At 67.1% G+C, this 19,420-nt stretch carries 13 protein-coding genes; 6 read left to right on the top strand and 7 right to left on the bottom strand.

Going from position 1 to position 19,420, the window contains the following annotated elements:
- Positions 1–9: 9 nt before the first annotated feature.
- Positions 10–984 carry a PDR/VanB family oxidoreductase gene (locus tag F8M74_RS00905; protein WP_228559584.1) on the bottom strand — a complete coding sequence of 325 codons (975 nt, stop codon included), beginning with the start codon at positions 982–984 and terminating at the stop codon, positions 10–12.
- Positions 985–1,262: 278 nt separating this feature from the next.
- Between F8M74_RS00905 and F8M74_RS00900 the strand changes: the two genes are divergently transcribed.
- Together F8M74_RS00900 and F8M74_RS00895 are read left to right on the top strand one after the other, a co-directional pair.
- Positions 1,263–1,898, top strand: coding sequence for a hemerythrin domain-containing protein (locus tag F8M74_RS00900; RefSeq protein WP_141256579.1), 636 nt, complete (start codon positions 1,263–1,265; stop codon positions 1,896–1,898).
- A gap of 169 nt (positions 1,899–2,067) precedes the next feature.
- Positions 2,068–2,814: an SIMPL domain-containing protein gene (locus F8M74_RS00895; protein WP_141256580.1), complete on the top strand. Its 747-nt coding sequence runs from the start codon at positions 2,068–2,070 to the stop codon at positions 2,812–2,814.
- 64 nt (positions 2,815–2,878) lie between these two features.
- Here the strand turns inward: F8M74_RS00895 and F8M74_RS00890 are convergent, their stop codons facing one another.
- Positions 2,879–4,774, bottom strand: coding sequence for a PAS domain S-box protein (locus F8M74_RS00890; protein WP_171410182.1), 1,896 nt, complete (start codon positions 4,772–4,774; stop codon positions 2,879–2,881).
- 681 nt (positions 4,775–5,455) lie between these two features.
- Here F8M74_RS00890 and F8M74_RS00885 point away from each other — a divergent pair.
- Positions 5,456–5,875, top strand: a complete 420-nt coding sequence (locus tag F8M74_RS00885) for a hypothetical protein (protein WP_228559582.1) — start codon at positions 5,456–5,458, stop codon at positions 5,873–5,875.
- Positions 5,876–5,909: 34 nt separating this feature from the next.
- Here F8M74_RS00885 and F8M74_RS00880 read toward each other — a convergent pair whose 3' ends face one another.
- The 5 genes from F8M74_RS00880 to F8M74_RS00860 form a co-directional block, all read right to left on the bottom strand.
- Positions 5,910–8,927, bottom strand: coding sequence for a putative Ig domain-containing protein (locus F8M74_RS00880; RefSeq protein ID WP_141256581.1), 3,018 nt, complete (start codon positions 8,925–8,927; stop codon positions 5,910–5,912).
- A gap of 163 nt (positions 8,928–9,090) precedes the next feature.
- Entirely contained in the window at positions 9,091–11,058 is a 1,968-nt protein-coding gene (locus F8M74_RS00875) for an Ig-like domain-containing protein (RefSeq protein ID WP_141256582.1), read from the bottom strand.
- 119 nt (positions 11,059–11,177) lie between these two features.
- A complete protein-coding gene (locus F8M74_RS00870) occupies positions 11,178–12,596 on the bottom strand; it encodes an IgA Peptidase M64 (RefSeq protein ID WP_171410183.1) in 1,419 nt (472 codons plus the stop codon).
- Positions 12,597–12,752: 156 nt separating this feature from the next.
- Complete coding sequence (locus tag F8M74_RS00865) at positions 12,753–14,249, bottom strand: PEGA domain-containing protein (protein ID WP_171410184.1); 1,497 nt, start codon at positions 14,247–14,249, stop codon at positions 12,753–12,755.
- Between the two features lie 64 nt (positions 14,250–14,313).
- A complete protein-coding gene (locus tag F8M74_RS00860; protein WP_228559580.1) occupies positions 14,314–16,128 on the bottom strand; it encodes an Ig-like domain-containing protein in 1,815 nt (604 codons plus the stop codon).
- 366 nt (positions 16,129–16,494) lie between these two features.
- Here F8M74_RS00860 and F8M74_RS00855 point away from each other — a divergent pair, with 366 nt between their 5' ends.
- From F8M74_RS00855 to F8M74_RS00845, 3 genes are all read left to right on the top strand, one after another.
- Positions 16,495–17,499 (top strand): SDR family oxidoreductase, encoded by a 1,005-nt coding sequence (locus tag F8M74_RS00855; protein ID WP_141256585.1) that lies wholly within the window; start codon positions 16,495–16,497, stop codon positions 17,497–17,499.
- An 83-nt stretch (positions 17,500–17,582) separates the two neighbouring features.
- On the top strand, positions 17,583–18,590 hold the full coding sequence (locus F8M74_RS00850; protein WP_140869566.1) for a diacylglycerol kinase family protein: 1,008 nt from the start codon (positions 17,583–17,585) through the stop codon (positions 18,588–18,590).
- A gap of 71 nt (positions 18,591–18,661) precedes the next feature.
- A complete protein-coding gene (locus tag F8M74_RS00845; RefSeq protein ID WP_141256586.1) occupies positions 18,662–19,351 on the top strand; it encodes an NUDIX domain-containing protein in 690 nt (229 codons plus the stop codon).
- Positions 19,352–19,420 lie beyond the last annotated feature (69 nt).

Raw genomic sequence — 19,420 nt, 5'->3', positions numbered from 1 at the left:
CCGGCCGTGTCAGAGGTCCAGCACCAGCCGCTTGGAGCGGGCGCGTGACACGCAGACGAGCATGCGCTGGTCACCCGCGGGCTCCGCCTGGAAGAAGGTGTCGCGGTGGTCGGGCTGGCCGTCGCAGACCCGTGTGACGCAGGTGCCGCACGTCCCAGCCTCGCAGTCACTGGGGATGCGCACCCCGTTGCGGCGCAGCACGTTGAGTACCGACTGGCCAACGGGCACCTGCAGCACCTGGCCCGTGCTGCGGATGGTCACCTCGAAACCCTGCTCCTCCCGGCCCGTGGCGGCGCTGGTGCCCTCGGCGGTGAAGGATTCAAAGTGCACCTTCTCCCAAGGCCAGTGGTGCAGGGTGGCCGCGTCGCGCACGGCTTTCATCAACCCCGTGGGACCGCAACAGTACAGCCGGGCCCCCGGCTGTCGCGTGGCCAGCAGTCCCTTCACGTCCAGGCCCCGGGCGGGGTCCCCTCCGTCGAAGGAGAAGCGCACGTGCTCGGCGAAGGGCGCCTGGGAGAGCAGTTCGTGGAAGGCGGTGCGGCCGGGCTCGCGCGCGCAGTAGTGCAGCGTGTAGTCCGCGCCGGTGCGCTGGAGCATGCGCGTCATGGACAGCATGGGGGTGATGCCGATGCCTCCCGCCACCAGCACGTAGCTGCGCGCGAACAGCAGGGGGAAGTTGTTGCGAGGAGGCTTCACCTCCAGCACGCCCCCCTCGTGCACCCATTCGTGCATGGCGTTCGAGCCCCCGCGGCCCTTGGCGTCGCGGGCCACGGCGATGACGTAGCGGTGGGTCTCCTCCGGGTCGTTGCAGAGTGAATACGCGCGCAGGAAGTTTCCCGGTCCTGGGACGTGGACCTCCAGGTGGGCGCCGGCCTCGAAGGGGGGCAGGCTGCCTCCCTCCGTCGCGACCAACTCGTACGACAGGATGTCCTCGGCCTCGCGAGTCACGCGCGCGACCCGGACGCGCAGGATGTCATTCATCATGGTGCTCTCCCTTCCCCAGTCCCAATCAGCGGCGCACCCCATCCTCCCGAGGTACGGTGGCACGGACATTGGCCCGCGAAACGCCCACGGGTGATTGCCCGGGAGTCTGGGCGCCCGTTGCATCCCCAGCGGCGTGGCGGGTTGCCCGTTGAGCGGCCGTACGGCCAGTCCGTCCGTGCGCCGCCCGCGCATCCAAGCGGCGTCATCCCCACCATCCACGACATGCCGCGCTGCGCCAGGAGGCCAGCGGCCAACGAACTCTTCAGGGAGGTGCGTCCATGGATGCCATCGCGTTGCTGAAGGCGGACCACAAGACGGTGGAGCAGCTGTTCCGGAAGTTCGAGAAGGCGGGCCCCAATGCCCACAAGTTGAAGCGTCGGCTGGTGGACCAGCTGGTCACAGAGCTGGCCGTGCACGCCACCATCGAGGAGCAGGTGTTCTACCCCGCGGTTCGTTCACGCTCGGAGGAGTTGGGGCCGGACGTGCTGCGCTCGCTGGAGGAGCACCACGTGGTGAAGTGGCTGCTGGCGGAGCTGGACGGAATGTCCCCGGAAGCAGAGCGTTTCGACGCGAAGGTGCAGGTGTTGATGGAGAACGTGCGCGCGCACGTCCTGCAGGAGGAGAGCGACCTCTTCCCGGCGCTGAAGAAGGTCTTCCGTCCGCAGGAACTTCGGACGATGGGCGACGTGCTGGAGATGTCGCGGAAGGCGGCGCCCACGCGGCCGCACCCGATGGCGCCGGACACGCCGCCCGGCAACCTGGTCGCGGGCGCGGTGTCGGCGGTGATGGACATGGGCCGGGATGCGCTGAGGGCCGCGCGGCGCAAGGCCACCACGAAGGTGCGCTCGGTGGCGAGTCGGGGCCCCAGTCAGGTGGTGCGTGAGATGGCCGGCGCCGAAGCCGCCAGTCCGTGACATTCCGCCGGGACAAGATTCCGGCCAGTCCGGCGCTCCTTCTTCCAGGAGGGAGAAGGAGCGCCCCGGGCACGGGCACGAGGAATATGAATGTCACCCGTTGACGGCCGTTCCAAGGGGTAAGGACGTTGCAGTACGACCCGCAGCGGCCCATTCCTGAGGAGGCACCATGTTCGCTCGACCTGTTCGACCCCTGTTGCTGACAGCGATGTTGCTCACTGGCCTGACGGCCTTCGCGCAGCCCCAGCCCATCTCCGCGCCGCGTGCGCAGGCCCCGACGGGCGTGCGGACGATTCGCGTGGAAGGCACCGGTGAGGTGAAGGCGCAGCCCGACGAGGCCTTCGTCGACGTGGCGGTGGAGACGCTGGCGCCGAACGCGAAGGCGGCGGGCGAGCAGAACGCGAAGCGGATGGAGAAGGTGATTGCGGCGCTGACGTCCGCGGGCATCGCACGGCGGGACATCCAGACGCGTAACTACTCGGTGTACCCGGAGTACGCGCCGCCGCTGCCGAACCAGACGGAGCCGAAGCTGAAGGGCTACCGGGTGAGCAACCTGGTGAGCGTCCACGTGAAGGACCTGTCGCGGGTGGGGAACCTGCTGGACCAGGCCCTGGCGGCGGGCGCGAACCGGGTGGACTCGGTGCGCTTCGGGCTGAGCCGCCAGGAGGCGGTGCAGGGCGAGGCCCTGCGGCAGGCAGTGGCGCGGGCGCGCAAGTCGGCGGAGGTGCTGGCCGCGTCGCTGAACGTGAAGCTGGGCGCGGTGCTCGACGCGAGCACGGTGACGGAGCCGCCGCAGCTCTACCCGGCGCGCTTCGCGATGGCCGAGGCAGCGGATGCCCGCGGGATGTCGACGCCCATCCAGCCCGAGGAGCAGACGGTGCAGGGGAAGGTGACGCTCATCTTCGCCATCGAATAGTTCGGAGGACCGTCGGGGGCTGACCGGTGCCCCCGATGGGAGTGCGCGCGTCGAGGGGCTCCGCTCAACGAGTGGGCCCCGACTGTTCCCGGCTCACCGCCGCCCGCCGTGGCAGCGTGACGGTGAAGGTGGTCCCTTCTCCTGGCGCGGAGCTCACGTCGATGTGCCCCTGGTGCGCGTCGACGACCGCCTTCACGATGAAGAGGCCCAGCCCTACGCTGCGGCTCGCGACGTCCACGTCATCGATGCCCCGCTGGAGCGGCTGGAAGATGTTCGGAAGGCGCTCGGGCGGGATGGGGGAACCTTCGTTGTGGACGCGCAGTGTCACCTGGTCGCGGTCGCCCTCGAGCGTCACCTCGATGGGGGCCTCGGGCTGGCCGTACTTCACGGCGTTCGTCACCAGGTTCTGAATCACCTGGGAGAGCCGGACCGCGTCCCACGCGCCCTGCCCATCGCCGCTCGTCACCACCTCCACGTGGGCGGAAGGGTGGGCTTCTTCCACTTCCTGCACGGCGGTCCGGACGAGCGCATGGAGGTCGATGGGGTTGCGCTCGAGCCGGATGCCGCCGCCCAGCCGGGCCTGGGTGAAGTCGAGGAGCTCCTTCACCATCCGCACGGCACGGGAGGCCGACGCGTGGATGCGGTCCACGGTCTTGAGGGCGTTTGGGTCCAGTTCCTCTGAGCGCTTCAGCCGCTCCGTTCCCAGGAGGATGGCGCCCAGGGGATTGCGCAGGTCGTGGCTCACGATGCCGATGAGCTGCTGTTCGAACTCCGCCTGCTCCTGGAGCCTTCGCGCGTGCAGCTCCCGCTCCTGCTCCAGTTTCCGTTGCGCCGTGATGTCCTGGAGGAGCGCCACGTAGCCGGCCCCGGGTTGTCCCGGCTCACGGTGCGGGATGAAGGACACCTGCACGTCCCGTTTGCCTCCGAACCGATAGGGTACGTCATGCTGCTCGAAAGAGATGCTCTCTCCCGCCAACCCCCGCTTCACGAAGGGGCTCAGCACGGCGTAGGCCGCCTCTCCGATGATGTCTCGAATCTTCTGGTTCCGGAGTTGCTCCTGCGAATGCCCGAACCAGTCCTCATACGCTTTGTTGACGCGGCCGTAACGCTCGTCCGCGCTGACGAACGAGACCAGGACGGGGATTGCGTCGAGCAGCATGGCCTGCTCCGCCTCACTGGCGCGCAGCCGCTCCGTGAGGGCTTCGTTGCGCTGACGCACCTGGGTCTGTTCGGTGACGTCGCGGAAGATGAGCACGGCGCCCGAAAATTCATGTGGCCCCGTGCGAATCGGCGCGGCGCTGCCCTCGATGGGGACTTCTGTCCCGTCCTGACGGATGAGCAGCGTCGGCCCCGCGTGCCCCTTCTCCGCATCCAGAACGGGCGCCAGCTCAAGGGGCTTCCGGCTGGCTGCGTCGATGATGCGAAAGACCTCTGCCACCGGCCGCTGCCGGGCATCCGTGGTGCGCCAGCCGGTGATGCGCTCGGCCGCGGGATTGAGGAGGACGACACGTCCGGCGCGGTCCGTGGTGATGACGGCGTCACCAATGCTGGAGAGCGTCGTGGACAGGTATGCTTCGCGTTCTTTCAGCCGCTCGCCCTGAGCATGGATGCGCAGGAGGCTGGCGACTCGGGCGAGCAGCTCCGCGTCGTGCAAGGGCTTGGCGATGTAGTCGTTGGCTCCCGCCCGCAACCCTTCCGTGAAGTCGTCGTGAGTTCCCCAGATGGAGAGCATCAGGATGGGGAGGGTGACATCATCGTAGTGCTCGCGGACATAGCGGCACGCGTCCAGTCCCGAGATGCCCGGCAACTGCCAGTCCAAGAGGAGCACCTCGGGAGGCTGCCCTAGGGAGAGCCGCTCCAGCATCTGCTCGGCGTTGCTGAAGGTCTCAATCGCGTAGTGCTTCGACAGCAGTTCGCGGGCTTGCGCCAGTTGCGTGGGACTGTCATCGACCAGCCACACGCATGATGAAGGCGCGGGATGTGCCGGGCCCGCCTTCAAGGCTGGGAGGGAGGCTGCTGTCTTGCTCACGAGTACGAGGACCGTGGTGCTCGAGGGGTGCTGCCAGACGAGAAATTAGGCAGGGCCCGGCAGGTACGTCGAGTCCTTGAGCCAGGGGGTGTCTGCTCTCCATCTCGCTCTTCCTGGGAGCGCGAAAGGAAGAACGGATGGTCCCCATGGCGGGAGGCTCTTCACTGGCGGGCTTGATGAGGAGTTCCGCGGCGCCTGGGGCGAGCTGGGGACAACGAGGGTCCTCCATGTCATGAGGACTCAGGTCACCGGTTCGGGACGGCCGGTGGCTGCGTTCGAGGTCGGGGCATCCACGCAGGCAGAGGGGCCGTGCGACGGAGCGTTCTACCCTCTTCCTGGTCGCCATCAAGGCGCGCCTTGGGAAGCACTGGGGTCTCGGCCGCCAGGGCCATCCGCATGTTGAGGAAGAGACAGGAGCGGGCCGGGGCGGGCCGGCCGTCGCGATGAACTTCCACACGCGGGGGGCACGAGCGAATGAGGGCAACGCGCGGTTGGAGGATGATGGCATTCGGGCTGTTCGCCGTGTGGCTCGGTTGCGGCCAGCGGAGCGAGAACCGAGGGCCTCCATCCGCGAGCGAGCGAGAAGGCCGCTCGGATGTCCTTCGCGGCCTCATGGCCTCACGCGAGCGGCCCCCAGAATCCGGGGCGCCTGGCTCCGGCTCGCTTCCCGTGGGCACACAGGGAGCGGGGCAGGGCGGTTCGGGACGGCCAGCGCCCACGGACCAGCTCCATGGCCGCGTGGAGTGGGTGGGCGACAACGAGCTGCTCATCCGCGGCAATGACGGCGTGGAGTACGACGTCGGAGTGGATGAGCAGACCCGCCTCTTCATGAAGGGCGAGCCCGTCACGGGCCTGCGGGAGTATCACGAGGGAGACGAGGTTCGTGTCACCTACGGCGATGGACCCGGAGGTCTGGTGGCGCACCGCGTGGATGGGATGCCGGGGCCCGGTGCCGAACCACCGCGTCCGCAAGAGTCAGCCCCACGCGAGGACACCGCGGGCCCAGGCTCGCCGCTCGATTCACTTCGCTGAAACCGAGGCCGGAGGCGTCCTTCGCGGGAGCGGGTCAGAACGCCCGGCCATCCACGCGGAGGCCCGGGGATGAGCTGAGCCCCGGAGTAATCAGATGGTGGTAGTCGAACGCCGCGTCGGGCGTGGCATCGGGCGACCGGTTGAAGGAGATGTTGTCGAAGGTGCCTCCGTAGGACATCTCATTGACGTTGCTCCCATCGGGCGAGAGGAGCCTGACGACGTCGCCATCGTTGTTGAGGCCCAGGCCGCCCGAGGATGCGGCCACGGTAGCGGGCGTACCGGCCGGGAAGCCTCGAGCGCCACCAAAGACGACGAAGACCCGGCCGGGAGCGAGCGTGGTGCCAGGGGCGAAGACATGCCGCACGGATGCGGAGTCCGACAGGCTCCAGCCGGACAGGTCCGCGGTGGAGGTCCCCGCGTTGTACACCTCGATGAATTCGTAATGGGTGTCCGACACGGTCTGCCCGGGCGGGATGGGCTCGTTGGGCAGGACCTCGTTGATGATGAGGTTGGACAAGGGCTCTGGGTCCGTGCCGCCGCTGGAGTCTCCCAGGTCGTAGCTGCTGATGACGGGATAGTGGTCGCTGACGATGTCGCCGTAGTTGGGAATCCACGCGTCCGGGCGCAGGATTTCGACGGAGCCGGGCAGGTAGTTCGTGGCCATCTCGTTGGAGGCGAGCGTGTGGTCGATGGCGTCGCGATAGTCGACGGTGGTGCGCAAGCCGCGCAGGGACAGTGGCTCGGTGATGAAGGTGTAGCGCTGCGTGTCGGCCACGAATGGAGCGAAGGGGCTGGGCAGAGGGTTGCCGTCGCTGCCTTGGGTGATGGACTGGTCGACATCGTCATTCCAGTCGCCAATGACGAGCACTCGCTCGGTGGGCAGGGATGTGTCGAGGTACGACTTGAGCGCCGCGCTGGAGCGCTGCCGCTGTCCGTAGGCGGTCTCGTTGTCGAACGCCTTCATGTGAACGACGATGACGACCAGGTGGGTGCTCACGCCCTGGACGGTCGTGGTGAAGTCCACGCGCAGAGGGGGGCGACCACCGAAGTCCGCGTCGTTCGCGGTGAGGATGAGCTGCGCCCCCTGCAGCGTGAGGGTGCTGTCGTAGAGGATGCCGGGCTTCTGCTCGCCGTTGCTGTAGTAGGCCGTTCCGTTGGGGACGAAGGACGTGTCATTGGCGAGGAAGCCATTGAATCCGGGGAGCTGCTCCTTGAGGGTGGCGAAGTCCGCGGCGTCCACCATCTCCACGAGGCCCCACACATTGGCGCCCGAGTCGCGAATGATGTCGCGCGCATGGGCAATCTGAAGGTCGTCCGTCGTTCCGCCCTCCGAGGTGGAGTCCGGCGGGCCCTGGTTGGGGGCACCGAACCACTCGAGGTTCCAATGCGCCACTGTGAGGGGCGCGCTGGCGGTGCGCACGTGGAGGACCATCGCGTGCCAACCCTGCTGGCCCGTGGCATCCGTCACTGTGACTGTGAACGCTGAGTACCCGAGCTCCGAGAGGGTGCCGCTGAGGGTTCCTGATGTTGAGAGCGTGAGCCCCGAAGGCGGCATCCCCGACACGATGTGCCAGGAGAGCGGCGCCTTGCCGCCGGATGCTTGCAGTTGGGTGGAGTAGGGCAGGTCCTTGCGCGCATCGGGCAGCGACGTGGTGACGACGGTGGGGAGTTCGTAGACCGTGAGGGTGAAGTCCCGTGTGCCCGTCCGTCCGTTCGCGTCGGTGACGACGGCCTGTCCGCTGATGGTACCGGGAGCGGGGGGCGTGCCTGAAAGCTGCCCGGAGGCGGAGAGCTGCAGCCAGGAGGGAAGGGGGCTGGCTGGAGCGAACGAATACGGCGCCTTTCCGTAGGTGACGGAGTACGTCGCGCTGAAGGACCGCGAGACATACCCGTCGAGCTGAAGCGCCGGTCCGGCTACGGACGGAGGCCGGTACACGACAAGGTTGAGCGCTCGGGTGGCGACGCGTGCGTCGGCGTCGGTGACTTGGACGGAGAAGGAGAAGGTACCCGTCGTGGACGAGGTGCCTTCGAGCAGGCCGGTGCTGGTGAGCCGGATGCCGGCGGGAAGCGAACCCGCGCTGAGCGCCCAGGCATAAGGCGCGCGTCCACCCATCACCAACAGGCCTTGTCGATACGCGGCATCGGTATAGGCATCCGGCAGGGTGCTGGGGGTGATGGTGATGCCGCCCTGGACGGTGAGGTTGAATGTGGCGGACGCCGAACGGCCATTGGCGTCCTGGACCTCGACGGTGAAGGCGTCGGCTCCTGGTTCGCTGGGCGTCCCTCGGACAAGGCTGGCATCCAGTTGGAGGCCCGAGGGCAAGGCACCCGAGGTGATGCGGAACGTAAGCGGTGGTCGCCCGCCAACGGCGTGAAGCTCCGTGGAGTAGGCCGCTCCGAGCGAGGCGGAGGGGAGCGTGCCGCCCGCGAGATAGGGCGCGGTGAAGGCGGAGAGCGCGAGGCCACGCTGGCTCGAAAGCCCGGTGGCGTCCTGCACGTGGACGGTGACGGAGAAGGTGCCGGAGCTGGCGGGAACGCCGGAGATGTGCCCCTGTGCGTCGAGGCGCACGCCCGACGGGAGGGTGCCCTCCGCGAGCGTCCAGGTGTACGGCGCCGTGCCGCCCGAAGCGTCGAGTTGCGCGGCGTAGTTGTCGCCGACGTATGCATCGGGGAGCGTGGATGACGCGACCTGGAGGCCGGCGTTGAGCACCTCGAGCTCGAACGTGGCGCGAACAGTCCGTCCGCGGGAATCACGGACCTCCGCGTCGAAGGAAGCGGTGCCTGTCGATTGGGGCGTCCCGGTGACTTCGCCCAGGGTGGAGAGACTGAGTCCGGTGGGCAGTGCGCCCTGCGCGACGCGCCACGAATAGGCAGGTGTGCCACCCGAAGCGGTGAGGGAGCTGCGATAGGCCTGCGCGACGGATGCGGCGGGGAGCGCCTCCGTGGTGATGGCCAGTCCCGGTCCGGTGTCGTCAGTGCGGGGAGGCGCGGAGTCAGAACATGCGGTCAGCAGCAGCGCGAGGATGGGGAGCAGGGCGTGATGGGCGCGCATGAAGACTCCGGCCCGCGAAGGAGTCGGGCCCACGGATGAAGTGTCGGCACTGTAGAGGCAGCCGTGACGACGGCGCACAGGGTCCCACCGAACCCAGGGCAAAGAAAAGGGCCGCGGCTCACAAGGAGCCGCGGCCCGAAGGCTTCATGTGGAAGCCGTCAGACTAGAAGTTGGGCAGGCCCCACGAAGGAGCGCCCACCGCCCAGTCTTCCTTCATGTTGGTGTCCGTCGCGCTGATGCGGCGGACGCTGTTGCTCGTGGGCCCCGCGTTGTTCGGAATGCCCGCCCAGGATGCGGACACGTCACCAGCGGAAGGCGTGGACGTGTTGGTGCAGGGAGCACCTTCGCAGTTCACCGGCAGCCACTTGCCGGCCGCCTGGATGGCCTGCAGGTGGCCCGGGAACGCACCAGGCGGGGTGCCTGTCGACCGGAAGGGCACCGCGTCCTGAATGGCTCCGGCCGCGTCCTGCACGAGAATGACCCGGCTGGAGTAGGTGATGGAGTTGGCGCCATTGCCCTTGAAGTCCCAGGCAGTATCGAAGTGCGTCGAATTGGCACTCTGCGGGTGCTCATTCTTGGCCTGCGTTTCGACAGGGAAGTCCGCGGCTGCATTGAGATGCACCACGATGATGTCGCCGACCGCGACGTCCACGTCGGGGAAGCTGGCGAGCGTACCGGGGGTGGCGGTGACGCTGTCCTGGACCAAGATGAGGCCTGACGTGGTTCCCGCAGTGAGGACCTGAAGTTCGACCAGGTCCTTGGGGGCGGTGCCCGTGCCCCCGTTCGGCTGCACCTCGGTCAGTTGGAGAACGGCCGGCGCGCGATAGCCGCGGAACGTCTGCGTGCTGGCCTCCGAAGCCACAGAGCCTCCCGCCACGTCCGTCACGGTGTTCGCGACGGTGACGGAGTAGGTGGTGCCCGGGGTCTGCTCGCTCGTGGTCAGGACGACCCGCTTACCCTCGACGCGGAAATCGGAGATCGTCAGCCCCTCGGTGAGCGTGAACTGCTCCGGCGCGTTGGTGATGCTCGCCGCTGAGATGCTGCGGCTGAAGCTGAGCACGAGTTCCGTCAGTGACGTCGCCGAAGCCGACGCGAACGTCGGCGCGGCGCAGCCCGACAGGGTGAGCTCGGAAGCCGTGAACGCTGACGGCTGGGCGTTGGCATCGAACCGCCAGATGGGGCCCGCGTTCAGCGTGAACGTGCAGCCCTGGATGATGTCGAGATCCGTGGCGAGCGCCGCGGGCACGCGGAGCCGGAAGTTGGCGGCGCCAGCGGTGACACCCGCGGTGGTGATCTGGAATCCAGTGAAGCCGGCGCCAATGCCACTGCCGGCCGCGGCAATCGTGCCCGTCAGGTAAGTGAGCTCGGACTCCACGGAGTCCAGACCGGTCACCAGCGTGTCCGCCGTGTCCGCGGAGCGGTTCACGGCGAGGCCGGCCGGGGTGGCCGTCGACTGGGTCTGAACCGGGTGGCCCTGGCTGATGACCGTGGTCCCAGTGACGGTGGCCGCGGAGCGCAGGCTGCCGGTGGTCGCCTTCGACGACACGGAGAAGCTGACCCGGTCACCCACGGCGACCGCGGCCAGCGCCGTCGCGTCGGACACGAACAGGGCGGGGCCCTGGGCCTCGGCCTGGACGAAGAAGCCGGGGACCTCGTTGCTGCCAGTGACGGCAGGCTTGATGAACGTGACGAACGCACCCTCGATGGCCAGCGCGGGGTCGAGCGCGCCATCCGCCGCATCCCGGACCGCCTGGATCTGCGTGCTGGTCGTCGCCACCGGCGTGACAAAGCCCGAGTCTTCGCACTCGCTCGTCGTGGTGTTGCAGGTCTCGGTCAGGCCGCAGGTCGCGTTGCTGGTGCAGCCCTCCGTGCCGGCGTCCGGGTCGGTGCCCGCGTCACCTTCGCCGGCATCCGGCTCGGTGCCCGCATCTTCCTCGGTGCCCGCATCCGGGCCCTGGGTGATGTCGCGCTGCTCGCACGTGCCAGAGTTACAGGTCCACTGCTTGCCGGCGGCCGGCGGGCCCTTGTCAGTGCGGCAGTCATACAGGTCAACGCACTCGTCGCCACATCCCGTGCCCATCGTGACCATCACGGCCGTGACGACCGCCGGGAGCCAAAATCGTCTCTGCATGAGTTCCCCTCCATGGGAAGCAGGTTGCGTCCCCCTTACACCTGAACCGGAGGGCAATCCAATGTCCGCTCCTGGTGACATGGGCATTTCACACAAGAGGTGCCCGGATTTTCAGGCGTTCAGGGATTGGCCTGAGGAGACCTGGCCGGAGGGCCGGAATACAGGTCGATGACTTCGGAGATGGCGCTCTGACACACCGCGCAGAATGGGACGCGATCCCGAGTGAACATCACGCAGTCGACCTGTGGCCGGTAGTAGCCCTTCGACTCGTACATGGCCCCCTCGAAGGCCCCGACCCGGCCTGAATACTTCTGAGAGGAAAGGAACTTTTCCTCCCAGTCCCGCTGGGCCAGGAAGAGCTTGTCCATGTCTGACTCGGGCTTTCGCTGCGCCCGAATCTGGCCGCGCTGCTTCTGCACGGCGGTGGCATGCTTTTCGTATCCCTCCTTGTTCCAGGGGGTAGGCAGGGGTGTTCCTGGTGACACCAGGTGCTTCCACTTCAGGTCTTCCGGGGAGTGGAGCGCGGTGACGTTCTTCTCCCAGGGCTCCAGGCGGTCCGCGGCGGGCGCATAGACGGATTCAGAGGTGTAGTACTCGTCGGCCAGCCCGGCGAAGTGGTGGCCGAACTCGTGCACGAAGACGTAGGGCGCCCACAGGCTGTCCGAGGCGACGGTGCCGTAGAGCCCGAAGATGCCGCCGCCGCCGTAGGTGTTGCCGTTGACCAGGATCTCCACGAACTCGTAGGGCGCGAAGGCCGCTGCCTCGCGGAAGGCCTTGTTGTCGAAGGTGAGCACATAGCGCTCACTGCCAAAGGCATCGTAGGTGGCGCCGATGGGAGAGCGCCGGTGGACTCCCGTCGAAGGGCGAGAGATGCCGGACTGGGCCGCGGCGGGGACGAGCCCCCACACGTTGAAGTCCGATTTGCGCTCCTTGAAGGGAGAGAAGGTGAAGAGGATGTCCACCATGTGCCGGGCATCCTTCTCGAACTTGGCGTGCTCGGCCTTCGTGTAGCCGTCCCCCAGGATGAGCAGGTCGACCTTCTGCGCTGACGGCCCGTTCTCCAGCAGTTTCAGCAGCGGCCCGGGCGCGGGAGGAGACGACGAGTCGATGAACATGTCCTTCGGGTCGACAACCAGTGACCACACTTCGCGGAAGGCATTCTGGGCATCCCGCTTCTTGAGGAGGACCTGTACGGGGCGCTCAGGCGCGGGGAAGCGGAGCGACTCATGGAAGGTGCGGTTGCTGCTGCGCGCCTCGTTCGTGACCTCCCACTCTCCGTAGATGGACGCGAAGCCTCGCGAGAACAGGAGCCGGTTGTTCTCCCGGTCTCGGACCTCGAAGAGGTACTTGCCGAGGTTCGTCTCATCGATGGCGCGTTCCAAGTGGCCGGGCCAGGGCAGCGGCTCGACGACGACCTTGTCGAGGCTGAACCGTTCCTCGGTGGCGTTCCCGGTGTGGAAGTAGTCGACCCGGAGGGTTCGGGGGGAGGCCGCGGAGGCGCTCGTGGCCAGCAGCAGGATGAAGAGGGCTCGCATCATGGGCGGCACTCTATGCGCCGTGGTGGCTTGGCGGTGTGTGTTGACGCGTCTCTCCTATCCAGCGCTCGACGTGTCTGCTTGCCTGCTCAGGAGGTGGACTGACTCGGATGGTCCACCTCTCGCGGAATGCGTGTCCTTGGATTCATGAATAGTGCGTCAGAACGAACCAGACAGTGAGGCCGCCGCGCCGTGGCTGTCCGCGGAGAGCCCTACCGAGACGGGCGGTGCCGAGCTCGAATCTGGAGACAGGAGGTAGAGCACCGCGCCCGTGACAACCGCCGCGCCTCCGCCGATGAGCAACCCATTGAGGACATGGCTCTTCTGGACCAGCGAGTCACGAATCCCCATCGCCTCCCTGTCACTGGACAGAATCCGGCCGTTGTCGAGCCGCTTCTCCAGCGCGTTCACGTCTTTCTGGGCCAGGAGGCGGACGACGCCCGCGCCACCGAATGCGGCTACACCCGTTCCCAGCGCGACATACGAGGCCGTGCGAAGCCCGGAGGTGGAACGTGCCCCGGACGCGTCGCCCTCTGGCATGAGGTTGGGGGCCGTCAGGTCCATGCCGCCTGCTGACGCGCTCCCATTCCTGCCCACGCTTCCAGGAGAGTCCCACGGGGCCTTTCCATTGGCGTTCATCACCACGAGGTTGGAGGGCGAGCGGCCGGTGGTAACGAAGTCGACCAGCGCTGCGAGTGCCTCATCCGGAGCGTCCGCGTCCTGGGTCTTGAAGCCGCCTTCGCGGAGCTTCTGTCCTCCTTCGACATTGAGGACGGTCGCCGCGAACCACTTGGGCCCGCTGCTCGGGCGCTCGAGTCGGACGACGATGACTTCCTCCACGCCGAGCGTTCCACCCAGCCGGACCGCATGGCTCAGCGTGCGCTCGTCATTGCCGTCCGAGGTGGCGAGGCAGGGGAAGGGGCTCGCGGAGACAGAGCCCTCATAAGCCACGTCGACGAGCAGCGGCGTCTCCGTGCCCTGTACCTGGACGTGCCGTGGGAAGCTCGTGGTGGCGCCTTTGACGAGCGTGAGGTGATAGGTGCCCGGGACCGCATCGAGCGACAGCGGCGTCTGGCCCACCTTGAGCCCATCCAGGTACACGTCCGCGGCGGGCAGCGTGGACTTCACGGACAGCTTCACCTTGCGCGTCTGCGCGAGTTCTTTCCGGAGCTTGTCGAAGTTCTGCCGGACGGACGGGGCGAAGTAGTCCGGGTTGAGCTGGTACTCGGGCTGGAGCCGCAGCACGTTGCGGAACGCGAAGTCGCTCTCCTTTGGCTTACCCATGGCTCGGTAGTTGAGGCCGTGGAGGAGTTGTGCTTCGACGTAGAGCTTCCAGCGGGCGTCTCCCACGGGGAGCCGGGTGATCTGCTGCAGGGCTTCGTCGACGGCCTGGAGCGTCCTGGCGTTGCGGCCTTCGTAGAACTGGTCCTGGGCGGCTTCGAGCTGCCGCTGGAGGTCCTCGTAGCTCTTGGTGGGCTGCGGGAAGAGCCGGTCGCTGAACTGGTTGGCGGTGAGTGTGTCCTGCTCGGGGCGCGAGGCAAGGGCTCCCAGGAATGCCTTGGCCTGCCCGCTCAGCTCCGCGTCCTTGCAGTCCCCGCTGGCCACCACCGTGCGGCGGGGGGCCGCGAAGGCCTGAGTCGACAGGAAAAAGGCCACGATTGCTGGTGTGATCCTCATCTTTTAATCTCTTTGATGTAGATGGCCGACGGGGTGAGCTTGGCTACCGGTTGCGGCGATAGATGACGACGTCTCTGGTTCCGTTGGTTCCGGAGTTCACCCATGCCACAACGATGTTCTCAGTGGAGTCTACGGCCAGGCTGGGATTGCCGGATGGATACATGCCTGTTCTTCTTTCGAAGTGCTTGCTCCAGATATTCTCCCAGTGTCCCCCAGAATGGCGGTCGATACTTATCAAGACTTTCTCGGCGTCGTATTCGGTCGACAATGCGAGAAGTCCTTCCAGTGGAGTGAATTTAGTCTCTTGGATGTATCTTTCGCTTGATGCCAGTTGCCTGGGGGGCGCGCCCAGCGAATCCCAGTGGGTCTGAGACCATTCGCTAGAATGGAAGTTCCTGCGCGATGTGCCTGTTTCGGTACCGGTCCAGGAGACAATGGGACGGTTTGCTGCTGTGAGCGCTAGTTTGACACCATGGGGAGAGCGCAGGCTGGTGTTTACCTGGGTGGGGTCGCCCTGTTGCTCCCAGTCGGTTCCTGACCAACGCCAAGCGAGAGCACGGCTCTGGCTGTTGTTTGCCGCGAATGCCACGAAGGGGTTGTCGTTCGCATCCAGTACCAATGCTGGTGTGTGGGCTATGTACGGAGGCTCGTTTTGAAGTGCGGAGCCAATGCGCTGCCACTTTTCGCCAGTCCATTGATGGATATGCACAGCCCCTCCCTCGGCGTCCTCCGGATCCATTGAGAATGCGACGACTGGATGTCCTTGGGAGGTGAGCTGAAGAGCGACACCAACGGCATGAGGGCGTTCAGGGATGATGCCTTGTTCGCCGCTGTAGCGGACCCAAGCTTCCCCGTTCCATCGAGCCACGTGGATGTAATTGTTGAACTCCGCACCGAGGTCCTCTTGCCATGCGACGACAGGGGTTCCATCTGGGAGGAGTTGAATGTTGGGTGAGTTGATTGTGAATTCGATTGGACTTGTCTTCAGTCCAGGGCCAATTTGTTCCCATTGGCTGCCCGTCCAGCGATTCACAAACAGATTCACGGGGGTGCGCTCGTTCGCCGTTTCGAAGCGCTGGGTCAATACTGTGGGATGCCCATTTGTATCTAGCTGGATGTATGGCTTGATGATGTCATGAGGCCCTGTCGGGCCCGGTGGATGAGGCGGATACGGCACGAACTCAGGAACAGCCCAGCTCCACGCCTCCCCCAGGTTCACAGCGGCATTCCCAGCCAGGTCCGTCACTGTCCCAGAGAAGGCCAGCGCCACGGTGCTCGGCGCGGTCATCTGTGTCACGGGCACCACCGTCACCGTCTTCCCATCCTCCGACAGCGACACCGTGTGGGCCACGGCTACGTCGCCCACCGTCAGGTGCATGGACTCCGTCGTCACGGCGCTTCGCTTCACGGGCTCGGAGAACTCGGCGCGGATGGGGCTCTGCACCCAGACCTCCTGGGCGCCCGGTTCCGGCACGCGTGACACCACCTGCGGAGGCGTCCGGTCCACCACGACCTCGCGGCTCGCGCTCACATACGCGAGGTCTCCCAGGGCCGCGCGCGCCTCCAGCCGGTACGTCCCTTCCGCTTCTCCCGCTGTGTCCCAGGTGTACGTGTATGGCGGCGCCAGCTCCGCCATCACTTCGCCGTCCTTGAGCAGCTCCACTCGGTCCGGCGTATGGCCCGTCACATCGAGTCGGACCTCGACCACACCATTCGTGTAGGCCGTTCCCGCCGGCGCGGTGATTCGCACCTCTGCCTGTGCGGGCTCGACGGCTGGCACGTTGATGCACGCGGACGCACACAGGAGGACGACGGCCGCCGTCCAGGGCGGCGGAAGGAAGCGTTCGGAGATGTTCATGGCTCGCGGGCCGAGTGCAGGTTGCGTTCCGTTTCCTGCCCGACAGTCGCTCGCACATACCAAGCCCGCTCCGCTTCCTCCAACCTACCCGTGCTCCGCGAAAAGCCGAGCCATCTCCACCCCTTGCCCGCGTGGAACCCCGCCTCCACGTCCCGTGCGGACGCACCGCTTCGCGCCCAGCCCCCCGTCCCGGCAGTGGACTCCCATCCCCGGCGGCGGCCTGCGACGTGGACTCTCGCGCCGCTCCGCCGCCTGTCCTCCAGCCAGGTGTTCGATGACCCGGTGCGTCGCTGTGTGCAATTGCCATCTTCGCGAGGGGAACTCAGGCCATGCGCTGGGGCTCGGCCCCGTAAGGAGAACGCGGACATGAAGCGAGCCTGGAAGAACCAAGTCGTCGTCGTCACCGGCGCATCCAGTGGCATCGGTCGCGCTACCGCGCTGGCCCTGGCGAACAAGGGGGCCCACGTCGTCCTGGCCGCCCGGCGCGAGGAGCCGCTGGAGGACCTAGCTCGCGAGTGCCGGGGGCTCGGCGTCCAGGCCCACGTCGTGCCCACGGACGTGTCCGACGTGGCCGCCGTGCAGCACCTGGCGGACGAGGCGCGCAGGGTCTTCGGCCACTTCGATGCGTGGATCAACAACGCGGGCGTCTACCTCATGGGCCGTCTCGAAGAGACACCGGATGACGCCTTCCGACAGGTGATGGAGACGAACTTCTTCGGCACCGTCAGCGGCGCCCGCACCGCCGTGGCCCAGTTCCGTCGGCAGGGCTACGGCACACTGGTCAACGTCTCTTCGACCTTTGGGACGGTCGCCGCTCCGTATGTCAGCGCCTATGTGGCCTCGAAGCACGCCGTGCGCGGCTTCTCGGCGTCTGTCCGCCAGGAGTTGCTCGGCACCGGCATCGACGTGTGTACCGTGCTCCCCGCGGCCATCGACACGCCGCTGTGGCAACACACCGCCAACTACACCGGCTGGCGCATCCGTCCCGTGGAGCCCGTCTACACTCCGGAGCGCGTCGCGCGCGCCATCCTCCGGGTCCTCCGCAGCCCCAAGCACGAGGTCTTCGTCGGCCCCGCCGCTCGGACCTTCGCCGCCATGCACGGCCTGCTGCCCCGCACCTTCGAGCGCACCATGAACGGCGTCACCGAGGCCCATCACTTCGAGAAGGAGCGCCAGGGCCACACCTCTGGGACGCTCTTCCGTCCGATGGCGGAGGGAGCGGGGACCTCGGGGGGCCACCACGCGGCGGGCAAGCAATGGCTGCCCCGCCTGCTGGTCGCCGGGGGCGTGGCCGTAGCGGCGTTCTCCCTCGGAAAGAAGCGGGAGGCACGGGGGCTGAAGGCCCGTTTCGCCCATGCACTGGGAGTATGAGGGTTGTTTTTGCGTCACGACGCGTCACCGGTTGCTGCGCCGTGACCGGGCCATGACAAAGCGTGGAGAGAGTCCCGCTCGCCATGAATGACATCGCCGTCCTCGTCAACCTCCGTGCACGCCGGGGCTCCGAAGGCATGGGAGGGCTTGTCCAGCGCTTCCTGCCCCGAGCGCGCGTGGCGCTCACCCGTTCGCTCGACGAGGCCCGTGCCTGGATTTCGGACACGCTCCGGCCCAATCCGCCCTCCCTCCTCCTGGCGGGCGGTGGTGACGGGACGATTACGGGGTTGCTCAACGAGCTGCGCACCGCGGGGGTGGCCCTGCCGGCCATTGGCGTCCTCCCCATGGGTACCGGCAACGCCTGGGCCCGCGTCACCGGCGCGCCCCGGCCCGCGGAGGCCTTGAAGCAGATTGCCGCCGTGGGCGAGCGCCTTCCTCCCCTGCGCCCCTTCGCCCTGGTCCGCGTGGAGGGCAAGGTGGCCCCCTTCGCCGGCACCGGCTGGGACGCGGAGATGATTCAGGACTTCAAGAACCAGCTCGCCGCCTCCGGTCCGCTGCGCAGTACCCAGGCCGGCCTGCGTGGCTACCTGGGCGCCATGTTCACCCGGACGGTGCCTCGCCACGTCTTCGGCGAGGGCAACCCCATGGTGTCCGTCTACAACCTGGGCGACCCCGCCCTCACGGTGGACGCGCGGGGCTCCGTGCAGCCCGTGCCGCATGGGGACAAGGGCGCGCTCCTGTACCGGGGGCCCGCGGGCGTCGCCGGCGCGGCCACCACGCCCGAGTGGGGCTTCGGCTTCAAGGCCTTCCCCTTCGCGCAGGCGGTGCCCCACCGGCTGTCTGTGCGCGTCTATGGCGCCGGCGTGATGGAGGCCACCCGGAACATGTTCCGCCTCTGGCGCGGCGAGCATCCGATGCCCCACATGCATGACTGGTTCGTCCAGCGCCTGCGCATGGACTTCGACCGGGAAGTGCCCTTCCAGATGGGCGGCGACGTCATCGGCATGCGGCGCTCGCTGGAGTTCGACCTGGCCGAGGAGAGCGTTCAGCTCGTCGACTGGCGCCAGCTGTCGCGCATGGTCCGGACCTAGGCCGCGCGGGCCCGGCGGCCACTCTGTCCGCGACTTGACCCGGGTGTGTTCCGGACACTATGCCGGGACCGGTGAGCTACACCTATGAGTACCCGAGGCCGGCGCTGACGGTGGACTGTGTCGTCTTCGGTCTGGATGACGAGGACCTGAAGGTGCTGCTCATTCGCCGCGGGGTGGAGCCCTTCGCCGGGCGGTGGGCACTGCCGGGGGGCTTCGTGCGGATGGAGGAGTCGCTCGACGACGCCGCGCGCCGGGAGCTGGATGAGGAGGCGGGCATCCGGCCGAACCACTTGGAGCAGCTCTACACGTTCGGCACCCCGGGGAGAGATCCACGCGGGCGCGTCGTCACGGTGGCGTACTTCGCGCTGGTGAAGCTCAGTGACCATGTGCCGCATGCGGCGACGGACGCGCGGGACGCGGCGTGGTTCTCCGTCTGGGATACGCCGAAGCTGGCCTTCGACCACGTGGACGTGCTCGGCACGGCGCTGCAGCGGCTCAAGGGCAAGGTCCGCTATCAACCCATCGGTTTCGAGCTGCTGCCTCCCAAGTTCACGCTGACGCAGCTCCAGCGGCTGTACGAGGTCATCCTGGAGCGGGAGCTCGACAAGCGGAACTTCCGCAAGAAGATCCTCGCCATGGACCTGCTCGAGGAACTGGACGAGGTGGAGCAGGACGTCTCCCACCGGGCAGCGCGCCTCTACCGGTTCGATCACAAGAAGTACAAGCAGTTGGAGAAGGCGGGCTTCAACTTCGAACTCTGACCCGCTGCGGGCTCGAGGGAGGCCCCGGCAGCTCGTGACATTGACATCGTGTAATTTGGACACTATGTT

The sequence above is a fragment of the Myxococcus sp. CA023 genome (assembly GCF_010998615.1).
In the GTDB taxonomy this organism is placed as follows: domain Bacteria; phylum Myxococcota; class Myxococcia; order Myxococcales; family Myxococcaceae; genus Myxococcus.
This window is presented reverse-complemented; position numbering and strand designations above follow the sequence as displayed.

What these genes read in the sequence shown, in the direction of transcription:
- F8M74_RS00860 (WP_228559580.1), bottom strand. Translation starts at nt 16,128, where the DNA reads ATGAACATCTCCGAACGCTTCCTTCCGCCGCCCTGGACGGCGGCCGTC.
- F8M74_RS00855 (WP_141256585.1), top strand. Translation starts at nt 16,495, where the DNA reads ATGAAGCGAGCCTGGAAGAACCAAGTCGTCGTCGTCACCGGCGCATCC.
- F8M74_RS00905 (WP_228559584.1), bottom strand. Translation starts at nt 984, where the DNA reads ATGATGAATGACATCCTGCGCGTCCGGGTCGCGCGCGTGACTCGCGAG.
- F8M74_RS00875 (WP_141256582.1), bottom strand. Translation starts at nt 11,058, where the DNA reads ATGCAGAGACGATTTTGGCTCCCGGCGGTCGTCACGGCCGTGATGGTC.
- F8M74_RS00885 (WP_228559582.1), top strand. Translation starts at nt 5,456, where the DNA reads ATGGCCTCACGCGAGCGGCCCCCAGAATCCGGGGCGCCTGGCTCCGGC.
- F8M74_RS00870 (WP_171410183.1), bottom strand. Translation starts at nt 12,596, where the DNA reads ATGATGCGAGCCCTCTTCATCCTGCTGCTGGCCACGAGCGCCTCCGCG.
- F8M74_RS00895 (WP_141256580.1), top strand. Translation starts at nt 2,068, where the DNA reads ATGTTCGCTCGACCTGTTCGACCCCTGTTGCTGACAGCGATGTTGCTC.
- F8M74_RS00850 (WP_140869566.1), top strand. Translation starts at nt 17,583, where the DNA reads ATGAATGACATCGCCGTCCTCGTCAACCTCCGTGCACGCCGGGGCTCC.
- F8M74_RS00880 (WP_141256581.1), bottom strand. Translation starts at nt 8,927, where the DNA reads ATGCGCGCCCATCACGCCCTGCTCCCCATCCTCGCGCTGCTGCTGACC.
- F8M74_RS00900 (WP_141256579.1), top strand. Translation starts at nt 1,263, where the DNA reads ATGGATGCCATCGCGTTGCTGAAGGCGGACCACAAGACGGTGGAGCAG.